Origin of the sequence: Sphaerisporangium dianthi, from assembly GCF_042654065.1 — a bacterium.
Lineage (GTDB): Bacteria > Actinomycetota > Actinomycetes > Streptosporangiales > Streptosporangiaceae > Sphaerisporangium > Sphaerisporangium dianthi.
Genome location: NZ_JBHSFP010000019.1, coordinates 22,427 through 41,819 on the forward strand (window position 1 = coordinate 22,427; position 19,393 = coordinate 41,819).

Below are 19,393 nucleotides of genomic sequence, written 5' to 3' on the forward strand. Positions count from 1 at the left end.
GAGACGCCGGTCCCGTGGGCGGCCACGAAGTGGTCGCGGAAAGACTTCGGTAACGGGACGGGTGCCTTGTGATCAGGGTGGCGACTCCTTTCCGCGCTCGGGATCGAGGAGTCGGCCGGCCTCGGCCGAGCCGTCGCGCTGCCGAGCCGTCGCACGGCCGCGCTGCCGCGCGCTGGGCGGATTCGCTCGGGCCTGCGGGACAAGCCTCTATGAATTGTGTGCGGCCAGGCCGATGACCAGCCACATGAACAGGGTGCCGGCAAGGGTGGCCAGGAGGGTGGCCGCGGTGGGGTGGTCGGTGGTGTGCGCTTCGGGGAGGATGTCGGCGGTCGCCAGGTAGAGCAGGAAACCGGCGAAGAAGCCCAGATAGCCGGCGAGTACCGGCTCGGGGATGTCGACCAGGAAGGTCAGCGCGGCGCCGAGTACGGGAGCGGCGGCGTCGAGGAGCACGAGGGTCATGGCGCGGCGGCGGGCGTTGCCGTACAGGGTCGTCAGGGTGAAGGTGTTGAAGCCGTCGGTGAAGTCGTGCGCGATGACGGCGACCGCCACCACCAGGCCGAGTTCTCCGCCCGACTGGAAGGCGGCGCCGATCGCGGTGCCGTCGATGAAGCTGTGGACGACGAGAGCGGACCCGGCGCCGAGGCCGACGGCGGCGTGGCGATGGCTGTGGCTGGCGTAGTGGCCGTCTTTGACGTCGTGGACGGCGACCGACCGTTCGACCACGTGGATGGCGAGGAATCCCGCCGCGAGCGCGAGCACGGGGATCGGGACGCCGAACAGCCGGTGGGGTGACAGCTCCAGGCTCTCGGGGATGAGGTCGAAGGCGACCACGCCGAGCATGACTCCTGCCGCCGCGCCGAGCACGATGTGCCGCCTGTCGCGGACGCGCTGGGCGACGAGGCCGCCCAGCAGTGTGGTGACGAAGGCGGCGAAGGCCAGCACGATGGGCATGAGGTAAAGGTAGACAACCGCGGCTGGTGATCGATCCGGGTAACACGCGACCGGCGGGGCCCGTCTCGGACGCGGGGGAGGTCTCGGAAGGTGCGGCTTTCCGGTGCACCGGTTGTCCCGTTTCGGGAGTGGTCGAAAAGGGGGCGCCTGGGGGAAGGGGGAGGGCTATGCTGGTGCGCCATGTTCGTCGGCACGGTTGCTCCTGAAGTCCCCCTGAACGGTGGTGATGTGACGGAGGGTGTCGTGCGCGTGGGCGACACCGTGCGGCGGCCGATGAGGGCGTCCAGTCCTGCCGTCCATGCCCTGCTGCGCCATCTGGAGGCGGTGGGGTTCGAGGATGCCCCGCGCGTGCACGGTGTCGACGAGCGAGGACGGGAGATCCTGTCGTTCGTCCCGGGTGAGGCGGCGGTGCGTCCGCTCGCGCCGTGGGCGGTGAGCGACGCGACGTTGACCGAGCTCGCGGCGCTGGTGCGCCGCTTCCATGACGCTGTCGCCGGGTTCGTCCCTCCGCCGGGCGCGGTATGGGTCGACGGGGCGAAGGATGACAGGCCACCCGAGCTGATCGGGCATTGCGATATAACCCCAGATAACGTGGTCTTTCGCGACGGTAGGCCCTGTGCGCTGATCGACTTCGACATGGCCCGGCCGACGACGCGGCTCTTCGACGCCGCCACCGTGCTCCGGCACTGGGCGCCCATCGCCGACCCCGTCGACCGTGACCCGTTGCAGCGCCGCCTGGACGCGGGGCCGCGCCTGAGGCTGTTCTGCGACGCGTACGGCTTCTCGGCACGCGATCGGCGCCGGCTGCTGGAGGTGAGCAGGCTCCGCTTCGGCCGTTCGTACGTCGCGATGCGAGCGTGGGCGGAGCGGGAGGGCGGCGGCTGGGCTCGCATGTGGCGAGAGGGCGCGGGTGAGCGCATCCGCAGGGCGGGTGCCTGGCTGGACGCGAACTGGGACGATCTGCATGCCCATCTGGTCTAGGCGGAGATCCATGCCGATCCCGCCTGACGTGCGTCCGGGGCTCGTGCTTTCGATCTTGGCTCGCGCGTGGCGAGGCGGTGTATCGCCGGTCTTGCCCGATGCGCGTTCAGGTGGTGTGCGGTCGCTCCTGTCCGATGCGCGTTCGGGATGGGGGCCCGCGCATGGCAGGGCTGTGGGGCTGGCGGCCGGGGTCGCGCTGGACGCGGTGTTCGCCGATCCGCGCAGCGGCGCGCATCCGGTCGCCGTGTTCGGCCGGGCCGCGGCGGCCGTGGAGCGGCGCCTGTACGACAGGACGCGCGGCAGGGGCGTGGCCCACGTGGCCGCGTGCGTGGGCGCGGTGACGGTCCTGGCGGTGGCGGCCGAACGGCTGACCCGGCGGAGGCCGGCGGCCCGTGTGGTGCTCACCGCGGCGGCCACCTGGGCGGTGCTCGGCGGCACCACCCTGGCCAGGGAGGGGGCGTACATGGCGCGTGCCCTGGAGTCGGGCGACCTGGCCGCCGCGCGGGCGAGGCTGCCGCATCTGTGCGGTCGCGATCCGTCCGCGCTGTCCGCCGACGAGCTGGCCCGGGCGACGGTCGAGTCGGTCGCGGAGAACACCTCCGATGCCGTGGTCGCTCCGCTGGCCTGGGGAGCGGTGGCGGGGGTGCCCGGCCTGCTGGCGTACCGGGCGATCAACACGCTGGACGCGATGGTCGGCCACCGGTCGGACCGTTACGAGAGGTTCGGCTGGGCCGCCGCGCGACTGGACGACGTGGCCAACTATGTACCGGCACGGATCACCGGGGTGCTGGCCTGCGTGCTCGCGCCGCTGGCCGGCGGCTCACCCGCGGCAGCGGCGGCGGTGCTGCGCAGGGACGGCGGCCGGCACCCGAGCCCGAACTCCGGCCGGTGCGAGGCGGCCTTCGCCGGAGCGCTCGGCGTGCGCCTGGGCGGTCGCAACGTGTACGGGGGGCGGGTCGAGCACCGTCCGGTCATGGGCGACGGCCGCGATCCCGAGGTCGGCGACATCGCCAGGTCGGTGCGGCTGGCCCGCGCGGTGAACCTCGCGGCGGCCGTGCTCGCCGTCGCCGGGGCCTGGGCCCTTGGCCGCCGGTCACGCCGTGGAGATGGACATCGTTGATCCCGCCGAGGGGATGGGGCGTCGGTCTCGCCGGGGTGGGGGCGTCGGGTCCACATGGGTCAGGGCGTTCGCCCTGATGAGGGCCTCGATCTCGCCGTGGAGATCGAGGCCGTTCATCCCGTCTGGAATCAGAGGCGGCCGGTTCCGCCGGGGAGTGCGTCGTGTGGGGGCGTCCGTCTGGTTGTCGAGATCGAGGTCGTCGCTCCCGCGAGGGATGAGGGCGTCGGTTCCGTCGTTCGAAGGGCTGCGACCGAGTGGATGGCGGCGGGCGAGCCGTTCAGGCGGGTTTCCGCTCTTCTGACGGACGGGCGGGCTGTGGCGTGATGTGGTCGAGGACGGCTTCGGCGATCTGGCCGGGCAGGCTGGGGGAGAAGAAGCCGTGTCCCATGCCGGGGATCGTCCGCAGGCGCGCTCGTGGGATCTGGGCCGCGATCGCCTCGCCGTGCGGCAGCGGCCGGAGAGGGTCTTCGGCGCCGTGGACGACGAGCGTCGGCGCCGTGATCGAGGACAGCGGCACCAGCCGGTCCTCGGTCATCTGCCTCCCGGCCAGATCGTGGTTCGCGGCCGCGGCGGGGTCGTCGGCCTGGTCATAGGCGGATTCCAGGAATCGTCGAGCGGCCTGCTCGTCGAAGGGGAGGACGTCGCCGTTCAGCACCCGCCAGGTCTCGAGGCTCGCGGCGAGGTGGTCCTCACGGGTCGACTGGGGCCGGCCCGCCCGCCAGGCGAGGTGCCGCAGGAACGCCGGCGCGGGCGGCGGCAGGTCGTCGGGATCGGGCGCCTGCCCCGCCAGGGCGCGCGCCCACGCGGGCCCGGCGCTGTGGCCCATCGGGCCGGACATGATCACGGTCAGGCTGAGCACGCGCGCGGGGACGTGCGCCGCCAGCCATTGTGCGATCGCCCCGCCGAGCGACGCGCCCACGACATGCGCGGCGGCGATGCCGTGCCCGTCCAGGACGGCGATGGCGTCGGCCGCCATGTCCGCCAGCGTGTAGGGATGCTCGGCGAAGTTCACGCAGGTGGATCGCCCGGTGTCTCGATGGTCGAAACGGACGACTTGTAGTCCGCCGTCGACGAGCGTTTCCACCAGTTCCTCAGGCCATCCGATGCCCGGTGCTGAAGTGCCCATGACGAGCAGAACCGCCGGGTTCCGGGAATCGCCGAATCTTTCCGTCCATAGCCGCAGGTCGCCAGAGGCGACGTGCATTCCTTCTGTCATTCCCACGGGTTAAAGGTAGTGAATTCCGTGCATTGATAGCAAATGTGCGAATAGCGGAATTCCATGGTATAATTGGATTATCCCCGAAAGGCGATCGGCGTCTGGATTCTGAGCTTTCCGCGCGGTACGCGCCAGGGGACTCCTCGACGTGAAGCCCTGATCGACGGCAAGCGGTGAAGCGGGCGAGCGGTTGAGTGCTCGCCGGTCGCGCCCCTCGCGCGGCTGGTCGAGGGGCGCGGTGGTGCGGCTTGCGCGTGGGCGGGTCAGGACCAGGCGGTTCGCTCGCGTAGCCACTCGAGGGCAGCCTGGCCCTGAGCGTGCTGGAAAGCGCGCAAGGTGGGCAGTCCCGGCGGGGCGGGCAGGCGCGCCTGGCAGGCGAAGTAGCCGGCGAACGCGGCCAGGACGCTGGTCAGCGCGGCAGGGTCGGCCTCTCGTGTCACCCGGTGCTCGGCGACCACCTGCTCGGGGGGCGGTCCGCCCTGCATCCGCACGCTGGGCAGCATCGCGGCCACGTCGAACCACCGCGGCCCGAGGAACGCCCACGGCCAGTCGACCACGAAGACCTGGTCGTCGGTCAGCAGCAGGTTGTCGGCGCGGATGTCACCGTGGACGAGCGTGTCGCCCACCGCCGCCTCGGGCCATCGGCTCTCCAGTTCCGCCAGGTCGTCGAGGTGCGCGACCACCCAGGGGCTCAGGCCGGCGAGGTCGTCCTCGCCCTTGTCGCGGGCGGCGGCCACGGTGCGCCAGTTCTCGAACATGCCGGTGAGCCGCTCGCGCGCGGACGGGGCGGCGATCGGGGACGGCGTCAGCCGCGTGGCCATCTCGTCCAGAGTGTCCAGGACCCGCCCGAGCTCGTCGGCCCGCCACGGCTGCGCGGGCTGGCGGCCCTCGATGTCCTGGAAGAGCAGCGCCACCCAGCCGTCGAGGTCGAAGGAGGCGAGCAGCCGAGGCGCCGGCGCCTCGGGCGGGAGCAGCGCGGCGACGCGCGCCTCGGCCCGGTGGATGTCCGCGCTGTGCGGGTTGGGCAGCGGGCCGACGGCCTTGACGAAGGCGCGGCGGCCGTCCTGGAACAGCAGCCTGGCGGCCACGCCGGGGGAGAATCCGCCGGTCTGCGTCACGGCCTGGGCGACCTCGGACGCCATGTGGGACTCGATGGCGTGGCGCAACTCGTCCGGCACGTCCTGCCAGGGCCGTCGCACGCCCGTCGCGGGGGCGGCGTTCACGCGCCTTCCCTCTTGGGTGGAGTTCGGAACGGAGTTCGGGACGGCGGTCATGCCGTCCCCCTCACTGAGGCGCCGTTCATCTCGCCTCATTCGCTGGTACGACGTTCATGTCGCCTCGCTTTCCCCGACGCCGAGACGGGATGGATGGGATGGGTGCCACCATCAAAGTGGAAAGGCCCAGGTGACGGCCACTCAATTTGCCTGGGGTCACCGCGGGTTCCGGTGCCGGGAGCGTCCCTGGCATCCTTGGTCCGTGCCAAAAGGGACGCTGCTGGTCGCGGGGACGACGTCGGACGCGGGCAAGAGCGTCGTCACGGCGGGCATCTGCCGCTGGCTGGCCCGCCGCGGCGTCCGCGTGGCGCCGTTCAAGGCGCAGAACATGTCGCTCAACTCGTTCGTGACCGCCGACGGCGCCGAGATCGGCAGGGCGCAGGTCGCTCAGGCGCAGGCGGCCGGGGTTGCGCCGACGGCCGACATGAACCCCATCCTGCTCAAGCCGGGCAGCGACCGGCGCAGCCAGGTGGTCGTGCTCGGCAAGCCGCTCGCCGACGTCGACGCGATGGAGTACGGCGCCTACAAAGACCACCTCAGGCAGGTCGCCCTGGAGTCCTACCACCGGCTGCGCGCGGCGTACGACGTGGTGGTGTGCGAGGGCGCGGGCAGCCCCGCCGAGATCAACCTGCGTCGCGGGGACATCGCCAACATGGGGCTCGCACGGGCCGCGGACATCCCGGTGGTCGTCGTGGGGGACATCGACAGGGGCGGGGTGTTCGCCGCGCTGTACGGCACGCTCGCCCTGCTCGACGCCGGCGATCAGGCGCTCATCAGCGGTTTTCTGATCAACAAGTTCCGGGGGGCCGGGGAACTGCTCGAACCCGGGCTGGACATGCTGCGTGAGCTGACGGGGCGGCCGGTGTACGGAGTGCTGCCGTGGCTGGACGGGCTGTGGATGGACCTGGAGGACTCCCTCGCCCTGGACGGCCGGCGCCACGCGGCGGTGCCGGGTCCGGTGGGCGGGGACGTCCTGCGGGTGGCGGTGGTCCGGTATCCCCGCATCTCGAACTTCACCGACGTGGACGCGCTCGCCGCCGAGCCGGGAGTCGTGGTGCGGTTCGTCTCCTCCGCCGCCGAGGCCGGCGAGATCCGGGAGGCCGACCTGGTCGTCCTGCCGGGCTCGCGGGCCACCGTCGCCGATCTGGAGTGGCTGCGCGGCACCGGCCTCGCCGCGGAACTGCTGGCGAGGCGAGGGCCGATCCTCGGCATCTGCGGCGGCTACCAGATGCTCGCCCGCTCCATCCGCGACGAGGTCGAGTCGGGCGCCGGGCTGGTCGAAGGGCTCGGGCTGCTGCCCGCGACCGTCGAGTTCGCCGCCGAGAAGACCCTGGCCCGGCCGGTCGGCGAGGCGTACGGCTGCCGCGTCGAGGCGTACGAGATCCACCACGGTGCCGTGACCGTCTCCTCCTGGAACGGCCACGGCGGTAGGGCCGCGTCGCTATTGGACGGCGCCCGGGTTGAGCCGTTTCTGGACGGCTGCCGCGTCGGGGCGGTGTGGGGGACGACGTGGCACGGAGCACTGGAGAACGACGGGTTCCGCCGCGCGTTCCTGGCCGAGGTGGCCACGGCCGCGGGCCGGCGGTTCGTGCCCGCGCCCGATGTCTCGTTCGCGGCCCTCAGAGAACGCCAGCTCGACGCGCTCGGCGACATGATCGAGCGATACGTGGACACCGGCGCCCTGCTCGCCCTCATGGAGGAAGGCGCGCCGGAAGGGCTGCCCGTGCTACCGCCCGGCGGACGCTGACCCCGCAGGGCGCGTGCGAGAATCGACGGATGCTGGTGTACGACGGCGACTGCGGGTTCTGCCGGCGGTGCGTGGACCTCGGCCGCGAGCACCTTCCCTTCATGCCCGAGACGCGTCCTTGGCAGGAGCTCGACCTGGCCGAGCACGGGCTGACCCTCGACGAGGTGACGCGGTCGGTGCAGCTGCTCGGCCCGCGCGGGCTGCGCGCCCATGGAGCGCGCGCCGTCGCGGTGCTGCTCGCGCTGCAACCCCGGGCGGTGTGGCGCGCGGCCGGCCGCGTGATGCTGACGCCGCCGGTGAGCTGGGTCGCCGAGGGCGCCTACCGCCTCATCGCCCGCCACCGCCACCGCCTGCCGGGCGGTACCGGCGCCTGCGCCGCCGGCGGAGACACCTGACCAGCTGACCCGCCGCACGGCGGCGCGATCTTGCCGGTTCCTGGAGGAAATGCGTTGCCGGGGTGTGGAAAGGAACTGGGGCGCAAGTGTCCGGGAGTGCGCCTGTCGCGGGCGCGGGGCCGGGCGTCAGGATGCGATGCATGACAGCAGTGGTGGAGACCGAGGGACTGACGAAGTTCTACGGTAAGCGCCGGGGGCTCGAGGACCTCACCCTCGAGATCCGTCCCGGCGAGGTGTTCGGCTACCTCGGCCCCAACGGGGCCGGGAAGACGACCACGATCAGATTGATCCTGGACGTGATCAGGCCCACGAGCGGCGTCGTCAGGGTGCTCGGCGCCGATCCGAGAGACGCGGCGGTCCGCGGGCGCATCGGATACCTTCCGGGCGAGCTCGCCCTGGAGGGGCGCGAGAAGGCGAGCGAGTACCTCGACTTCCTCGCGGGCGTCCGCGGCGGCGTCGCCAAGGGGATGATCGAGACGCTGGCCGAACGCCTGGAGGCCGACCTGTCGATCAGGATGGGCCAGCTCTCCAAGGGCAACAAGCAGAAGGTCGGCCTGATCCAGGCGTTCATGCACGAGCCGGAGTTCCTGATCCTGGACGAGCCGACCAGCGGCCTGGACCCGCTGGTGCAGCAGGAGTTCCTCGCGATGGTGCGCGAGGTGCGCACGTCCGGGCGCACGGTGCTGATGTCGTCGCACGTCCTGGCCGAGGTCGAGCACGTGTCCGACCGGGTGGGCATCGTCCGGCGCGGGCGGCTGGTCGCGGTGGAGGACGTCGCCGCGCTGCGGGAGAAGGCCGTGCGCAGGGTGGAGCTCCACTTCGACGCGCCGGTCCCGGAGGACGCGTTCCGCGACCTGCCCGGCGTGCGCGACCTGAAGATCGAGGGCGCGAGCCTGCACTGCACGATCGACGGCCGGCCCGACGCGCTCATCAAGGCGGCGGCGCGCTTCACCGTCGTCCACCTGGTCTCGGCCGAGCCGGACCTTGAGGAGATCTTCCTGACCTACTACAGCGAGGACGTGCACCATGCCCACGTTGGTGCGTAAGACGCTGCGCGAGTACCGCCGCGCGCTCATCGGCTGGACGATCGGCATCTGCGCGTTCGCCGCGATGTACACCTCCTTCTTCCCGCAGATGCGGGCGAACCCCGACCTCTACAGCCAGGTGGCCATGTCCAAGTACCCGGAGAGCGTGCGCAAGCTCCTGGGCGGCATGGAGAACATCACCTCCGGCAGCGGCTTCCTGCAGGCGATCGTCTACCAGCTGTTCCTGCCCCTGCTGTTCATCATGTGCGCGGTGATCCTCGGCAACAAGGCGATCGCGGCGCCCGAGGAGTCCGGGACCCTGGAGCTGACGCTCACGCTGCCGCTGGACCGCAAGCGGCTGGTCCTGGAGCGGTTCGCGGCCCTGGCCGCCGGGCTGCTCGCCGTCGCCGTGGTGTCCCTGCTGGTGCTGGTCGCCGTGGGCGCCTCGGTGGACCTGGGCGTCCCGTTCGGCTCGATCCTCGCCGCGCACGTCATGATGTACCTGATCGTGCTGTTCTTCGGGACGCTGTCGCTGACCGTGGGGGCGGCCACCGGCCGCAAGGGGGCGGCCATGGCGGTCGCGGGCACGTACGCGGTCGCCGGCTACGTGGTGAACGCGCTGGCCGCCGACGTCGAGGTGATGAGATGGCTGAGCCGGCTGTCGCCGTTCCGCTACTACAGCGAAGGAAATCCGCTGGTCAACGGCCTTCCTGTGGGTGACGCCCTGGTGCTGCTCGCCGGGACGGCCGTGCTCGTCCTGACCGCTGTGCTGTCCTTCGACCGGCGTGACGTAGGAGTGTGATGGACGTACTCGCTCATGTGAGCGAGGCCACCGGGGTGCCCTCCGACCTGCTCGAAGGGTACCTTCCGGTGCTCACCGCCGCGTCGGCCACCGGCCGCCTGCCCGGCCGCGACGCCGTCGAGGCGCTGCGCGCGCTCGGGAAGGCCGCCGCCGAGCGGGGCGTGCCGATGCGTTCCCTGGCGGAGGCGTGCCTGCTCGCCTCCGAGCTGGCCGCAGGGCCGGTCGAGACGCCGCTGATCGGCGCGGCGCGGCGGGCGCTCGGAGCCTATTTCGACGGGTACGAGGAGGCGCAGCAGCACGCGCTCCGCCAGGAGGAGCAGGCACGGCGGGAGTTCATCGACGACCTGCTGCAAGGACGGGCGGACCGGCTGGCCGAGCGCGCCGAGCACTTCGGGTTGCGGTTCGCCCAGGCGTACGTCGTCGCGGTGGCCAAGGACGCCGAGCCGATCGGCGAGGGCGATCCGATCGTCCGCCGCATCGAGCAGGCGCTCATCGGCCGGTTCGGCTCGCACAACATCCTGGTCGCGGCGCGGGACGGCCTGCTGGTGTGCGTCGCGCCCGGCACGCTGGCGGCGGCCACCGGCGAGTTCACCCACCACGTGCGCGCCTCGCTCACCGGCGGGTGGCGGGTCGGCATCGGCCGCCCGCATCGGGGCCCGGGCGGGGTGGTGACCTCCTTTCGCGAGGCCGGCGACGCCATCGGGCTCGGGGAGCGGCTGGGCCTGCGCCCGCAGGTCCTCAAGGCGGCCGACCTGCTGGTCTTCCCGGTGCTGTTACGCGACCGGGAGGCGATCGAGGACCTGGTGACCACCGTCCTCGGCCCTCTGCTGGGCGCGCGGGGCGGCGCGGAGCCCTTGCTGGAGACGCTGGAGGCGGTGTTCGCGGCGCAGAGCAACCAGACGGCCGCCGCACGCAAACTGGGCATCAGCACCCGGGCGGTCACCTACCGGCTGGAGCGCATCCGCCGGCTCACCGGGTTCTCGCCCGACGACCCGACGCAGCGGTTCACCCTGGAGACCGCCGTCCTCGGCGCCCGCCTGCTCGGCTGGCCCCCCGGCGCCACACCATGAACGGTGGCATGTCGGTCGATGGCCGGTGATGCGTCGGTGTGATAAGTCCTGTCCCGCTATGAGGGCTCTGGCCTACCATACGGAGCGTGATCACCCCCCTTCAATTCGTCCGAAGGTCGATCGGCATCCTGGTGGGGCTGGGCGGCGTCTCCTGCGGCCTGACCGTCCTGTTCCTCGGCTCCCGCGCGGTCATGAACATCGGCGGGAGCTGCGGATCAGGCGGCCCGTACGTCGTGGCCACCCCCTGCCCTGACGGCGTCGCCTGGCTGATCCCCGTCTCGATCTTCGGCGGCGTCGTGGGCCTCGGCGTCTACGCCTTCAGCGCCCTGCCGGTGGGGCCGCGGCTGACCATGCTGGCCTGGCCCGCCCTGTTCCTCAGTCTCGGCTACGCCTTCCTGGAGAGCGCCTGGTCCACCCCCTCGGTCGAGGTGGCGTTCGTCGTCTGCGGGGTGCTGTTCGTCCTGATGGGGGGCGTGCCGCTGCTCTTCCTGTTCAACCGGAGCGCCCTGCGGTCGGTGTTCTGGGGGACGGCGCCGGGGCAGGCGGCGTCCGTCTCGCGGGGGAGGACGGGTCCGGGAACCGTGCGGTGGACGACCTCGGTGGTGCTGCCGGGCGAGGAGGACGACCGGCGCCGCGGCCGCGGCCGTGGGCGCGAGCGCGACGTCAGGCCGCCGGTCGACTACCCGCCCGGCGACGTGCCGCGGGACGCGCCGCCGGACCGCCGCCCCGCGCGATCGACCCGGCGCCCCGCCGACCCGGCCCCCGCGGACGCCGCGAGTCCTGCCGACCCTGCCGCCGCCGACGCCGCCGACGCCGCGGGCTCCGCGGCCTCCGCCGACTCGGCGGTCCCGGCGGACGCGCCGAGTCCGGCCGACGCGGGACCGGTGGACGCCCCGCGCCCCGCAGGCACGCCCTGGGGGGCCGGCTCGCGATTCACCGACTTCACCCCGCAGGACGCGCGGGCAGGCGCCGCGCCGAGCGACCTGGTCGGCCAGCTCGAACGGCTGTCCGCTCTGCACGCCGACGGCAGGCTCGACGACGCCGAGTACGCCGCCGCCAAGGCCCGCCTGCTCAACGGATCCCACTGAAGCGGAGGACGCGATGAAGAACGAGACGGCACTTCGCGCCTGGGCGATCGCGCTGCACGTGATCGCGATCGCGGGCGGCATCTACCTCGGCGTCCTGGTCTTCCACCTGGGCGCCGCCTCCGGGTGAGTCCGGGAAGCGGCCGGCACATCGGCCGGAAGCGGCGCCGCCCGCGTGCCGGGGAGCCCTGAGTGTCAGGGGACCCCGCGTGTCGGGGACCCGGGTGTCAGGGGACCCGGGTGTCAGGGACCCCACGTGGGACCCCGGGTGTCAGGGGAGCAGGAGAAGCTTGCCGGTGGTGCGGCGGCCTTCCAGGTCGTCGTGCGCGCGCTTGGCCTCGGCCAGCGGGTAACGGCCGCCGATGTGCACATTGAGTTCGCCCGAGGCCACCCAGCCCAGCACCTCCTCCGCCCGGCCGAGCAGTTCCTCGCGGGTGGCGGCGTAGTGGGCCAGGGTGGGCCTGGTGATGTACAGCGAGCCGCCGGCGTTCAGCCGCTGCGGGTCGAACGGCGGCACCGCGCCGCTGGACGCGCCGTACAGGGCGAGCAGGCCGCGCGGCCGCAGTGAGGCGAGGCTGCCGTCGAAGGTCGTCGCCCCCACACCGTCGTACACCACGTGCACGCCCCGGCCGCCCGTCAGGCCGCGCACCGCGTCGGCGAAGCCCTCGTACCTGAGCACCTCGTCGGCGCCGGCGTCCCTGGCGAGCTTCTCCTTCTCGGCGCTGGACACCGTGGCGATCACCCGGCCGCCGCGGAGCTTGACCATCTGGGTGAGCAGCAGCCCCACGCCGCCGGCCGCCGCGTGGACGAGCACGTCGTCGCCCGGCCGCACGGCGTAGGTCGAGGTGGCGAGGTAGTGGGCGGTGAGACCCTGGAGGAGCACGGCCGCCGCCGGCTCGAAGCCGATCCCGTCCGGCAGCGGGATCGTCCTGTCGGCGGGGACGACGGCCTTCTCCGCGTACCCGCCGAGCACGCCCTGCCAGCCGACCCGGTCACCGGCCGCGACGCCGGTCACGCCGGGGCCGACGGCGGCGACGACGCCCACGCCCTCCGAGCCAGGGATGAACGGCGTCGGGATGGGATAGCGGCCCTCGCGGTGGTACACGTCGATGAAGTTCACGCCGATCGCGGCGACGTCCACCAGCACCTCACCGGGGCCGGGAACCGGATCGGCCACCTCGGCGTGGGCGAGCGCGGCAGAGCCTCCGGGGTCGGAGACGACGATGGCATGCATGACGGTGAACTCCTTCGCGTCGGACGATGTCCCGTCGATGGGCAACCACCGGCGGATCATTCCTTGTTCCCCTTCAGTGTCCCGCCGGCCGTTCCCGCCCGGTGTCACGCCCGGCCGTTCTCACATTCGGGCCGTTACGCAGGTGCGGACGCACGGCCGGGCGGTCAGAATGGCTGTGCCGCGTTCCACCGCATTCCGGGCCTCTCGCCGGTCGGCCCTCAGTTCCGGGCCGCCGCCACGGGTTCTCCGATCGCGGTGCCGCGCCGACCGGCCGCCAGCACAGCAGACGGGAGCCTCCGAGGATGTCCGCGACAAGCGCCGCACCCCGCGGGCAGACGCTCGCGTTCCCCGACGGGTTCGTCTGGGGGGCCGCGACGGCGGCCTACCAGGTGGAGGGGGCCGTGAAGGAGGACGGGCGTGGCCCGTCGATCTGGGACACCTTCTGCCGCACGCCGGGCGCGATCGCCGACGGCCACACCGGTGACACCGCCTGCGACCACTACCACCGCTACGCCGACGACGTCCGCCTGATGGACCGGCTGGACCTTTCCGTCTACCGCTTCTCGGTGTCGTGGTCCCGGGTGCAGCCCGACGGCCACGGCCGGGTCAACCCGGCGGGCCTGGACTTCTACGAGCGGCTCGTGGACGAGCTGCTGGAGGCGGGCGTCGCTCCGTACGCGGCGCTGTACCACTGGGACCTGCCCCAGGCGCTGGAGGACCGTGGCGGCTGGACCGACCGCGACACGGCGTACCGGTTCGCCGACTACGCCAAGATCGTGCAGGACCGGCTCGGCGATCGGGTCCGCACCTGGATGACGGTCAACGAGCCGTGGGTGTCGGCCACCCTCGGGTACGGCATCGGCGTCCACGCGCCCGGCCGCACCTCGTGGGCGGACGCCTTCCGCGCCTCCCACCACCTGCTGCTCGCCCACGGGCTCGGCGTACAGGTGCTGCGCGGCGGCGGCGCCCATGAGGTCACCATCTCCGTCAACCTGGCGCCCGTGCTGACCCCGGGCCAGGTGAACGACCCCTCGCTCGAACCGTCCCCCGAGGACGCCGACGCGGTCGACCGGGTGGACGCGCTCATCAACCGGCAGTTCCTGGACCCGGTGCTGCGCGGCGAGTATCCCGAGCGGGTGCTGCCCATCATCGAGCGCGTCGCCGGTCTCGGCCACATCCGCGACGGCGACCTCGCGGACATCGGCCGGCCCATCGACCTGCTCGGGGTCAACTACTACACGCCGTGCGTCGTGCGGTCCGGTCCCGGCGAGCCGGCCAACCCCGCCTACCCCGGCACCGAGGGCATCGAGTTCACCGGCGCCTACGCCCCGACGACGGCCACCGGCTGGCCGATCGTGCCGACGGGCCTGTCCCAGCTCCTGCTGCGGCTCACGCGCGACTATCCCGGGGTCGGGCTGCTGGTCACCGAGAACGGCGCCGCCTTCGACGACGCGGTGACCGGCGAGCGCGTGCACGACGCCGACCGCACCGCGTTCCTGGAGAGCCACCTGCGGGCCGCGCACGAGGCCATCGAGGCGGGGGCCGATCTGCGGGGATACCTGGTCTGGTCCCTGATGGACAACTTCGAGTGGGCCGAGGGGTACAGCAAGCGCTTCGGCCTCCTGCACGTCGACTTCGACACCCAGCGCAGGCTGCTCAAGGACAGCGCCCTGTGGTACCGAGAGGTGATCCGGCACAACGGGCTGCGGAGCGAGCGCACCAGGCGTCCCACCCTGGAGGAGGTCGCCGCCCGGGCGGGGGTGTCCCGCTCGACCGTCTCCCGGGTGATCAACGGCCAGGCCACGGTCAGCCCTGAGTTCCGCCAGACCGTGATGGACGCCGTCGACGAGCTCGGCTACGTGCCCAACTCGGCGGCGCGCAGCCTGGTGACCCAGCGCACCGACACCATCGGGCTGGTCGTGCCGGGGACGCCCGACGGGGCCGACGACCCGCTGTTCGCGGCCGTCGTCCGCGCGGCGGGTCACGCGCTGGAGGCGTCGGGCAAGCAGGTCACGCTGATGCTCGGCGGCACGCTCGACAGCCGCCGGCGCGCCGAGCGGCTCGTCGTGGCCGGGCACCTCGACGGCATCGTGATCGCCTCCGCCGCCGGCGCCCATCCGCTGCTGAGCACGCTGGCGCGCACGGGCGTCCCCATCGTCTCCCTGGGCCGGCCCTCGGCTCCGGTGACCGTGCCGTACGTGGCCGCCGACGACACCGGCGGCGCCAAGGCGGCGGTCGCCCACCTGCTCGCCCAGGGACGGCGCCGCGTCGCCATGATCTCCGGGCCGCTCGAGAGCACCGCCGCGCAGGACCGGCTGGCCGCCTACCGCGAGGCCCTGCGCGCCGCCGGCCGCCGTTCGATGATCGCCATGGGGGACCTCACCCGGTCGTCGGGGGCCAGGGCGATGCGCGAACTGCTGCGGGACGATCCCGGCCTCGACGCGGTCTTCGCCGCCGGCGACCTGATGGCGGTCGGCGCGCTGAGCGCCCTGCACGAGGCCGGCCGCAGCGTGCCCGGCGACGTCGCGGTGGTCGGCTTCGACGACATCGAGGCGGCCTCCTACACGATCCCCCCGCTCACCACGGTCCACGCCCCGCTGGACGACCAGGCCCGCGCGGCCGTCCGCCTCCTCCTGCGCCAACTCGACGGCGGCCCCGTCTCATCGATCATCCTCCCCACCGAACTGATCGTCCGGGGGTCCGCTTGACGGTGCGCCGGCCGGACGCCGGGGGACCGTGGCCCGGAGCATCTCGGACAGAGCACGGGTGAACTGGTCGAGCGTCGCCGGCCCCTGCGATGTCCAATCCAAGTCGTCCTCGCCGGAGCCGCCGGGATCGAGTACGGATTCAAGAGCATCGAGCAGCCGGGGCCGTGCGTCCATCGTCTCCGGGTCGTCCGCGTTCCACGGCATGAGCACGGTCCCCCCGGCACGCCTGATGTCACCGAGTCGCCGGACGAGCGGCAGGAGCTCGGGGGACATGACGGCCCACGGGTCCACCAGCACGAGCACCGCGTCGTTCGCTGTCGCCTCTTCGTGGGGCAGCTCAGACAGGGGCGTCGTGGAGGGCCGGTAGCCACAGACCTGTGCCACATCCGCGATGTGATCGGCCAGCGGCCTGCCGAGCTGAGGCCGGTAGGGGTTCCACTCTTCGGTTTGGTGCCCGTAGTGGTACGGGCCCCGAGCCTCGGGCAACTCGTAGAGGGATGAGGCGCACACGGCGATGTAGAGCCGGGAGGGTTCGCCGGTGGGGTTTTCACGATGGAACGCGCTCGACAAGGATTCGAAGTGCGGCGGCTCGACCGGAGTGAGCTGAACGGATCGCCCTACCTCGACGATGCGGCGCGCGAGATTGTAGACGGCCGTGTCGTAGGCGGTGCGGTACTGCCGGAGTTTCATGATCCCGTAGAACCCGTGCTCGGCGTATCTCGGACCGAGGCCGGCATCGTTGAACTGGATCGATCGCGCCGCCTCGGGAAGCTCTTCCACGGGCACCGGGACCCAGAGGGCCGGAATGATGGCGCCGGCTCTCTCCATACCGCGTGCCTGGTGGTACAGGATGCGCTCGGAGAAGGCCGTCCATTCCTTGCCGCACATCTCGCTCTCGAAGTAGCGCCGCGAGTACAGCGGCACGAAGACCCGGCAGGTGGCGAGGCTTGCCGCGAGTCGATCGGGCCAGTAGTGGCCGCCCGTCATCTCCCGGTCCATGAATCCGGGCCTCGCGCCGCGCTCCAGATCCGCCAGGGCCATGACATGCCGGCAGAGATCGGTGAACAGCTTTTCGACCCATTGATCTGGGTCATAACGATCGTTGGGGTCGTGCCGGGGAGTGTGCGCGTAGCTCAAGTAGAAGTACGGACCCGGGGCGAGGGGCGCCGGCTCGCTCTCTCCCCTGAGCGGGCCGGACGCCGCTTTCGACGCCCGGGAAGGCGTCAGCGGCCGGGACGGCGCATCAACGCGAGGTCTCGCCGAAGCCGGTGCGGCGCTCTCGTCGGTCGTCGTCTCGCCGAACGGGCGTGCGGACGGGACGAGGTCGTGGTCCCCGGTGCCGGGGGCGACTTCGACATAGGCCGCGAAGGTCTGGGGGGAGGTCCCGCTGCGCCGGGCGAGCTCTCTGTTGACCGCGGGCAGGACGCCGGCGAGCCTTCGCCGCTCGTACCGGGTGAGCGAGAGGGCGAGTTCCTCGCGCGCGCCCGGCACGAACTCGTACACGTCGCGAGCCGGGTCCTTGACGCGCACCAGCCCGCTGAGCAGTACCTCGGCGAGGTGGCTCGGCGAGGGTCTGGCGAACGTCGCGGCCTGGACCAGGCGTACCACGGGCAGGTGCAGATCCACGCGCGTGAGGTAGCAGGCGAGCCGGTAGGCCTCGGCGGACGCCGTCGCACGGAATCTGCGGACTCGCTCGGGTGACGAAGGCACGGGAGCGAGGTCGGGGAGCGGCATGCTGGACGGCGGACGGTACGGGCTCACGTAGGTCATCGCCGCGGGGGCTCCGTCCCCCGCCACCCCGCGGACGAGGCGGACCCAGTTCGCCAGCCAGATCGGGTCGATCTCCAGCACCGGCACGGGCACCCTGCCGGCCGGCGGAGGTTCCTCGTCGAACGGCTGGAAACGCACGGCGTTGTTCGGCGCGTAGGGCCGGTCCAGCGTGGCGGTCCCCGGGACGGCGGGAGCCGCCGTGCGGTGCCAGAGGTGTTCGGGCATCGGCTGCACGATCGCCGTCGGCCCGGCGAGCGCGAGCCGGTGCAGCAGCGGCTGGGCGCGTCCCTGCCACCAGTGACGCCCCGAGCAGTCGCTCACGACGAGCGTGATCGTCCGGCCGGACGGGTCCACCAGCGTCGCCGGGCGGCGCGGTGATCGCGGGCCGGTCATCGTCGAGACCCGCAGGCCATGCCCGCCGTCGGTCAGACGCCACGGGCGGATGGTGCGGAACACTCCGAGCTGCGCGAACATGGTCTGCAGCTCCTTCTCCAAGGGCGACCACACCGACATCGCCTGACCGGTGTCGAAGATCAGGGCGAGGTCGAGGCCGCGTTCGGAGGAGGGAGAGAAGACCGGCGCCCAGACGCGCGAGCGACGATGTTGGCGGGCGATCAACTCGGCGGTGCCCTCCTCGTCGAGGACGGTCAGGCGCTTGGAACGCAGGCGCCGCTTCAGCGGTCTCAGCGACCGCTGAAGGCGGAGCACCTCCGCCAGCATGGGCGCGGTCGGCACGGTGACGCGCCGTGCGTCGAAGACGTGGGCCGACGAGGTGGAAGAGGCGTGGAGGGAGCCGGATCGCGTCCGGCCGGTCAGGGCGCTGCCGGAGGTGTCACCCGAAAGTGCGCCGCCTCCGCCGTCCGGCGCGGGCGTCGAGGTCAGGCTGTCGTCCACGACGGCCGGGGTGATGTGGCAGGCGAGCCAGAGGATCTCGGCCAGTTCGTACGGTGTCGGCTGGAGGCCCGCTTCGATGAGCAGGGTGCGGAACCGGTCAAACGACATGACGGCCGACTTCGTCCGTCTCCTCTTCGTCCTCCCCGGGATCGAGGTACGGCGTGATCCTCTCCGCCAGTTGCAGCCTGTCCTCGCCGGACAGGTTGGTGTGGCTGAGGAGGTAGACGGCGTTGAGCAACTGGTCGGTCGCGAGTTCCCTGATCTCCCGCCGCCGCAGGAAGCGCTCGATGAGGTCCCGGCTCTGTTCGGAGAGCTCTGGACCGAGGTGGGCTTGGACGATCATGCCGAGGCGTTCGGCGTCCGGCTGGGGGAGGCGTACCTTGACGCAGCGCCGCAGGAACGCGGGCGGGAACTCCCGTTCGTCGTTGCTGGTCATGATGACCAGCGGGAACGCCTGGCACTGGACCACGCCGCGGGTGACGGGCACGCGGCCGCTGCCGCTGTCGGCGGTCATCACGGAGGCCGTCTCGGATTCCAGGCGCGAGAGCTCGGGAATCTCGTACTCGCCTTTCTCGAAGACGGTCAGCAGGTCGTTGGGCAGGTCGATGTCGCTCTTGTCGATCTCGTCGATGAGCAGCACGCGAGGCCGGTCATGGGGAAGCAGGGCGGTGCCGAGCGGACCGAGGCGGATGAACTCCCCGATGTCGTCGTCCGTGCCGCCCCCCTCGGCCTCCGCGCGGCTCTGCCTGTACAGGCGGGTCAGCGGATCGTAGTGGTACAGGCCGGCGCGTAACGTGACCTGGCTGGTGATCGGCCAGTGCAGTACCGGGCCCAGGCCGAGTTCGAAGGCGACCGAGTCGGCGAGCTGCGACTTGCCCGTTCCCGGCCGGCCGGTCACCAGCAGCGGACGGCGGAGATAGAGAGCGGCGTTCACCTGTTCGATCGCTTCCGCGGTCGGACGGTAGCTGATCGCCCGATGCGCGTCCTGCGGGCGGTAGGAAGGAACGGGGAGGCGGGAACCCGCGGTGAAGGAGCGCCAGAGCGGCGGTGGGGGCAGAGTCTCGATGCCGTCGTGCGGCTCGGCTGTTCCGCGGTAGATGTACCAGTCCGACACGGTGACC

Annotated in this window: 15 protein-coding genes; 9 read left to right on the forward strand and 6 right to left on the reverse strand. The window is 72.2% G+C overall.

The features are described from left to right. Nucleotides 1-207: 207 nt before the first annotated feature. Nucleotides 208-951, reverse strand: coding sequence for a ZIP family metal transporter (locus ACFO60_RS24775; protein ID WP_380843976.1), 744 nt, complete (start codon nucleotides 949-951; stop codon nucleotides 208-210). A 228-nt stretch (nucleotides 952-1,179) separates the two neighbouring features. On the opposite strand from ACFO60_RS24775, the gene ACFO60_RS24780 reads away from it, so the two are divergent. After that, nucleotides 1,180-1,932, forward strand: coding sequence for a phosphotransferase enzyme family protein (locus tag ACFO60_RS24780; protein ID WP_380843978.1), 753 nt, complete (start codon nucleotides 1,180-1,182; stop codon nucleotides 1,930-1,932). A 172-nt stretch (nucleotides 1,933-2,104) separates the two neighbouring features. Beyond that, a complete protein-coding gene (locus ACFO60_RS24785; protein WP_380843980.1) occupies nucleotides 2,105-3,052 on the forward strand; it encodes a cobalamin biosynthesis protein in 948 nt (315 codons plus the stop codon). Nucleotides 3,053-3,329: 277 nt separating this feature from the next. On the opposite strand, the gene ACFO60_RS24790 is transcribed toward ACFO60_RS24785, so the two are convergent. Beyond that, nucleotides 3,330-4,268, reverse strand: a complete 939-nt coding sequence (locus ACFO60_RS24790; protein WP_380844203.1) for an alpha/beta fold hydrolase — start codon at nucleotides 4,266-4,268, stop codon at nucleotides 3,330-3,332. A gap of 263 nt (nucleotides 4,269-4,531) precedes the next feature. Then, entirely contained in the window at nucleotides 4,532-5,491 is a 960-nt protein-coding gene (locus tag ACFO60_RS24795) for an aminoglycoside phosphotransferase family protein (RefSeq protein WP_380843982.1), read from the reverse strand. Nucleotides 5,492-5,744: 253 nt separating this feature from the next. Here ACFO60_RS24795 and ACFO60_RS24800 point away from each other — a divergent pair, with 253 nt between their 5' ends. The 6 genes from ACFO60_RS24800 (at nucleotide 5,745) to ACFO60_RS24825 (ending at nucleotide 11,669) form a co-directional block, all read left to right on the forward strand. Then, nucleotides 5,745-7,289: a cobyric acid synthase gene (locus ACFO60_RS24800; protein WP_380843984.1), complete on the forward strand. Its 1,545-nt coding sequence runs from the start codon at nucleotides 5,745-5,747 to the stop codon at nucleotides 7,287-7,289. A 29-nt stretch (nucleotides 7,290-7,318) separates the two neighbouring features. Next, nucleotides 7,319-7,684 carry a thiol-disulfide oxidoreductase DCC family protein gene (locus ACFO60_RS24805; RefSeq protein WP_380843986.1) on the forward strand — a complete coding sequence of 122 codons (366 nt, stop codon included), beginning with the start codon at nucleotides 7,319-7,321 and terminating at the stop codon, nucleotides 7,682-7,684. Between the two features lie 140 nt (nucleotides 7,685-7,824). Next, complete coding sequence (locus tag ACFO60_RS24810; RefSeq protein ID WP_380843988.1) at nucleotides 7,825-8,730, forward strand: ABC transporter ATP-binding protein; 906 nt, start codon at nucleotides 7,825-7,827, stop codon at nucleotides 8,728-8,730. Continuing rightward, a complete protein-coding gene (locus tag ACFO60_RS24815) occupies nucleotides 8,711-9,511 on the forward strand; it encodes an ABC transporter permease subunit (RefSeq protein WP_380843990.1) in 801 nt (266 codons plus the stop codon). Before ACFO60_RS24810 ends, ACFO60_RS24815 begins: the two co-directional genes overlap by 20 nt. Next, on the forward strand, nucleotides 9,511-10,581 hold the full coding sequence (locus ACFO60_RS24820; protein WP_380843992.1) for a PucR family transcriptional regulator: 1,071 nt from the start codon (nucleotides 9,511-9,513) through the stop codon (nucleotides 10,579-10,581). The genes ACFO60_RS24815 and ACFO60_RS24820 overlap by 1 nt, the downstream gene beginning before the upstream one ends. A gap of 86 nt (nucleotides 10,582-10,667) precedes the next feature. Continuing rightward, a complete protein-coding gene (locus ACFO60_RS24825) occupies nucleotides 10,668-11,669 on the forward strand; it encodes an SHOCT domain-containing protein (RefSeq protein ID WP_380843994.1) in 1,002 nt (333 codons plus the stop codon). A gap of 268 nt (nucleotides 11,670-11,937) precedes the next feature. Here ACFO60_RS24825 and ACFO60_RS24830 read toward each other — a convergent pair whose 3' ends face one another. After that, the gene (locus ACFO60_RS24830) at nucleotides 11,938-12,900 is read right to left on the reverse strand and encodes a quinone oxidoreductase family protein (RefSeq protein WP_380843996.1); all 963 of its coding nucleotides are present in this window, start codon (nucleotides 12,898-12,900) and stop codon (nucleotides 11,938-11,940) included. 302 nt (nucleotides 12,901-13,202) lie between these two features. Between ACFO60_RS24830 and ACFO60_RS24835 the strand changes: the two genes are divergently transcribed. Next, nucleotides 13,203-15,608, forward strand: coding sequence for a GH1 family beta-glucosidase (locus tag ACFO60_RS24835; RefSeq protein WP_380843998.1), 2,406 nt, complete (start codon nucleotides 13,203-13,205; stop codon nucleotides 15,606-15,608). Here the strand turns inward: ACFO60_RS24835 and ACFO60_RS24840 are convergent. Beyond that, nucleotides 15,561-18,380: a TIR-like protein FxsC gene (locus tag ACFO60_RS24840; protein ID WP_380844000.1), complete on the reverse strand. Its 2,820-nt coding sequence runs from the start codon at nucleotides 18,378-18,380 to the stop codon at nucleotides 15,561-15,563. The two genes, ACFO60_RS24835 and ACFO60_RS24840, sit on opposite strands and share 48 nt — an antisense overlap. Next, complete coding sequence (locus ACFO60_RS24845; protein ID WP_380844002.1) at nucleotides 18,370-19,386, reverse strand: AAA family ATPase; 1,017 nt, start codon at nucleotides 19,384-19,386, stop codon at nucleotides 18,370-18,372. Before ACFO60_RS24845 ends, ACFO60_RS24840 begins: the two co-directional genes overlap by 11 nt. Nucleotides 19,387-19,393 lie beyond the last annotated feature (7 nt).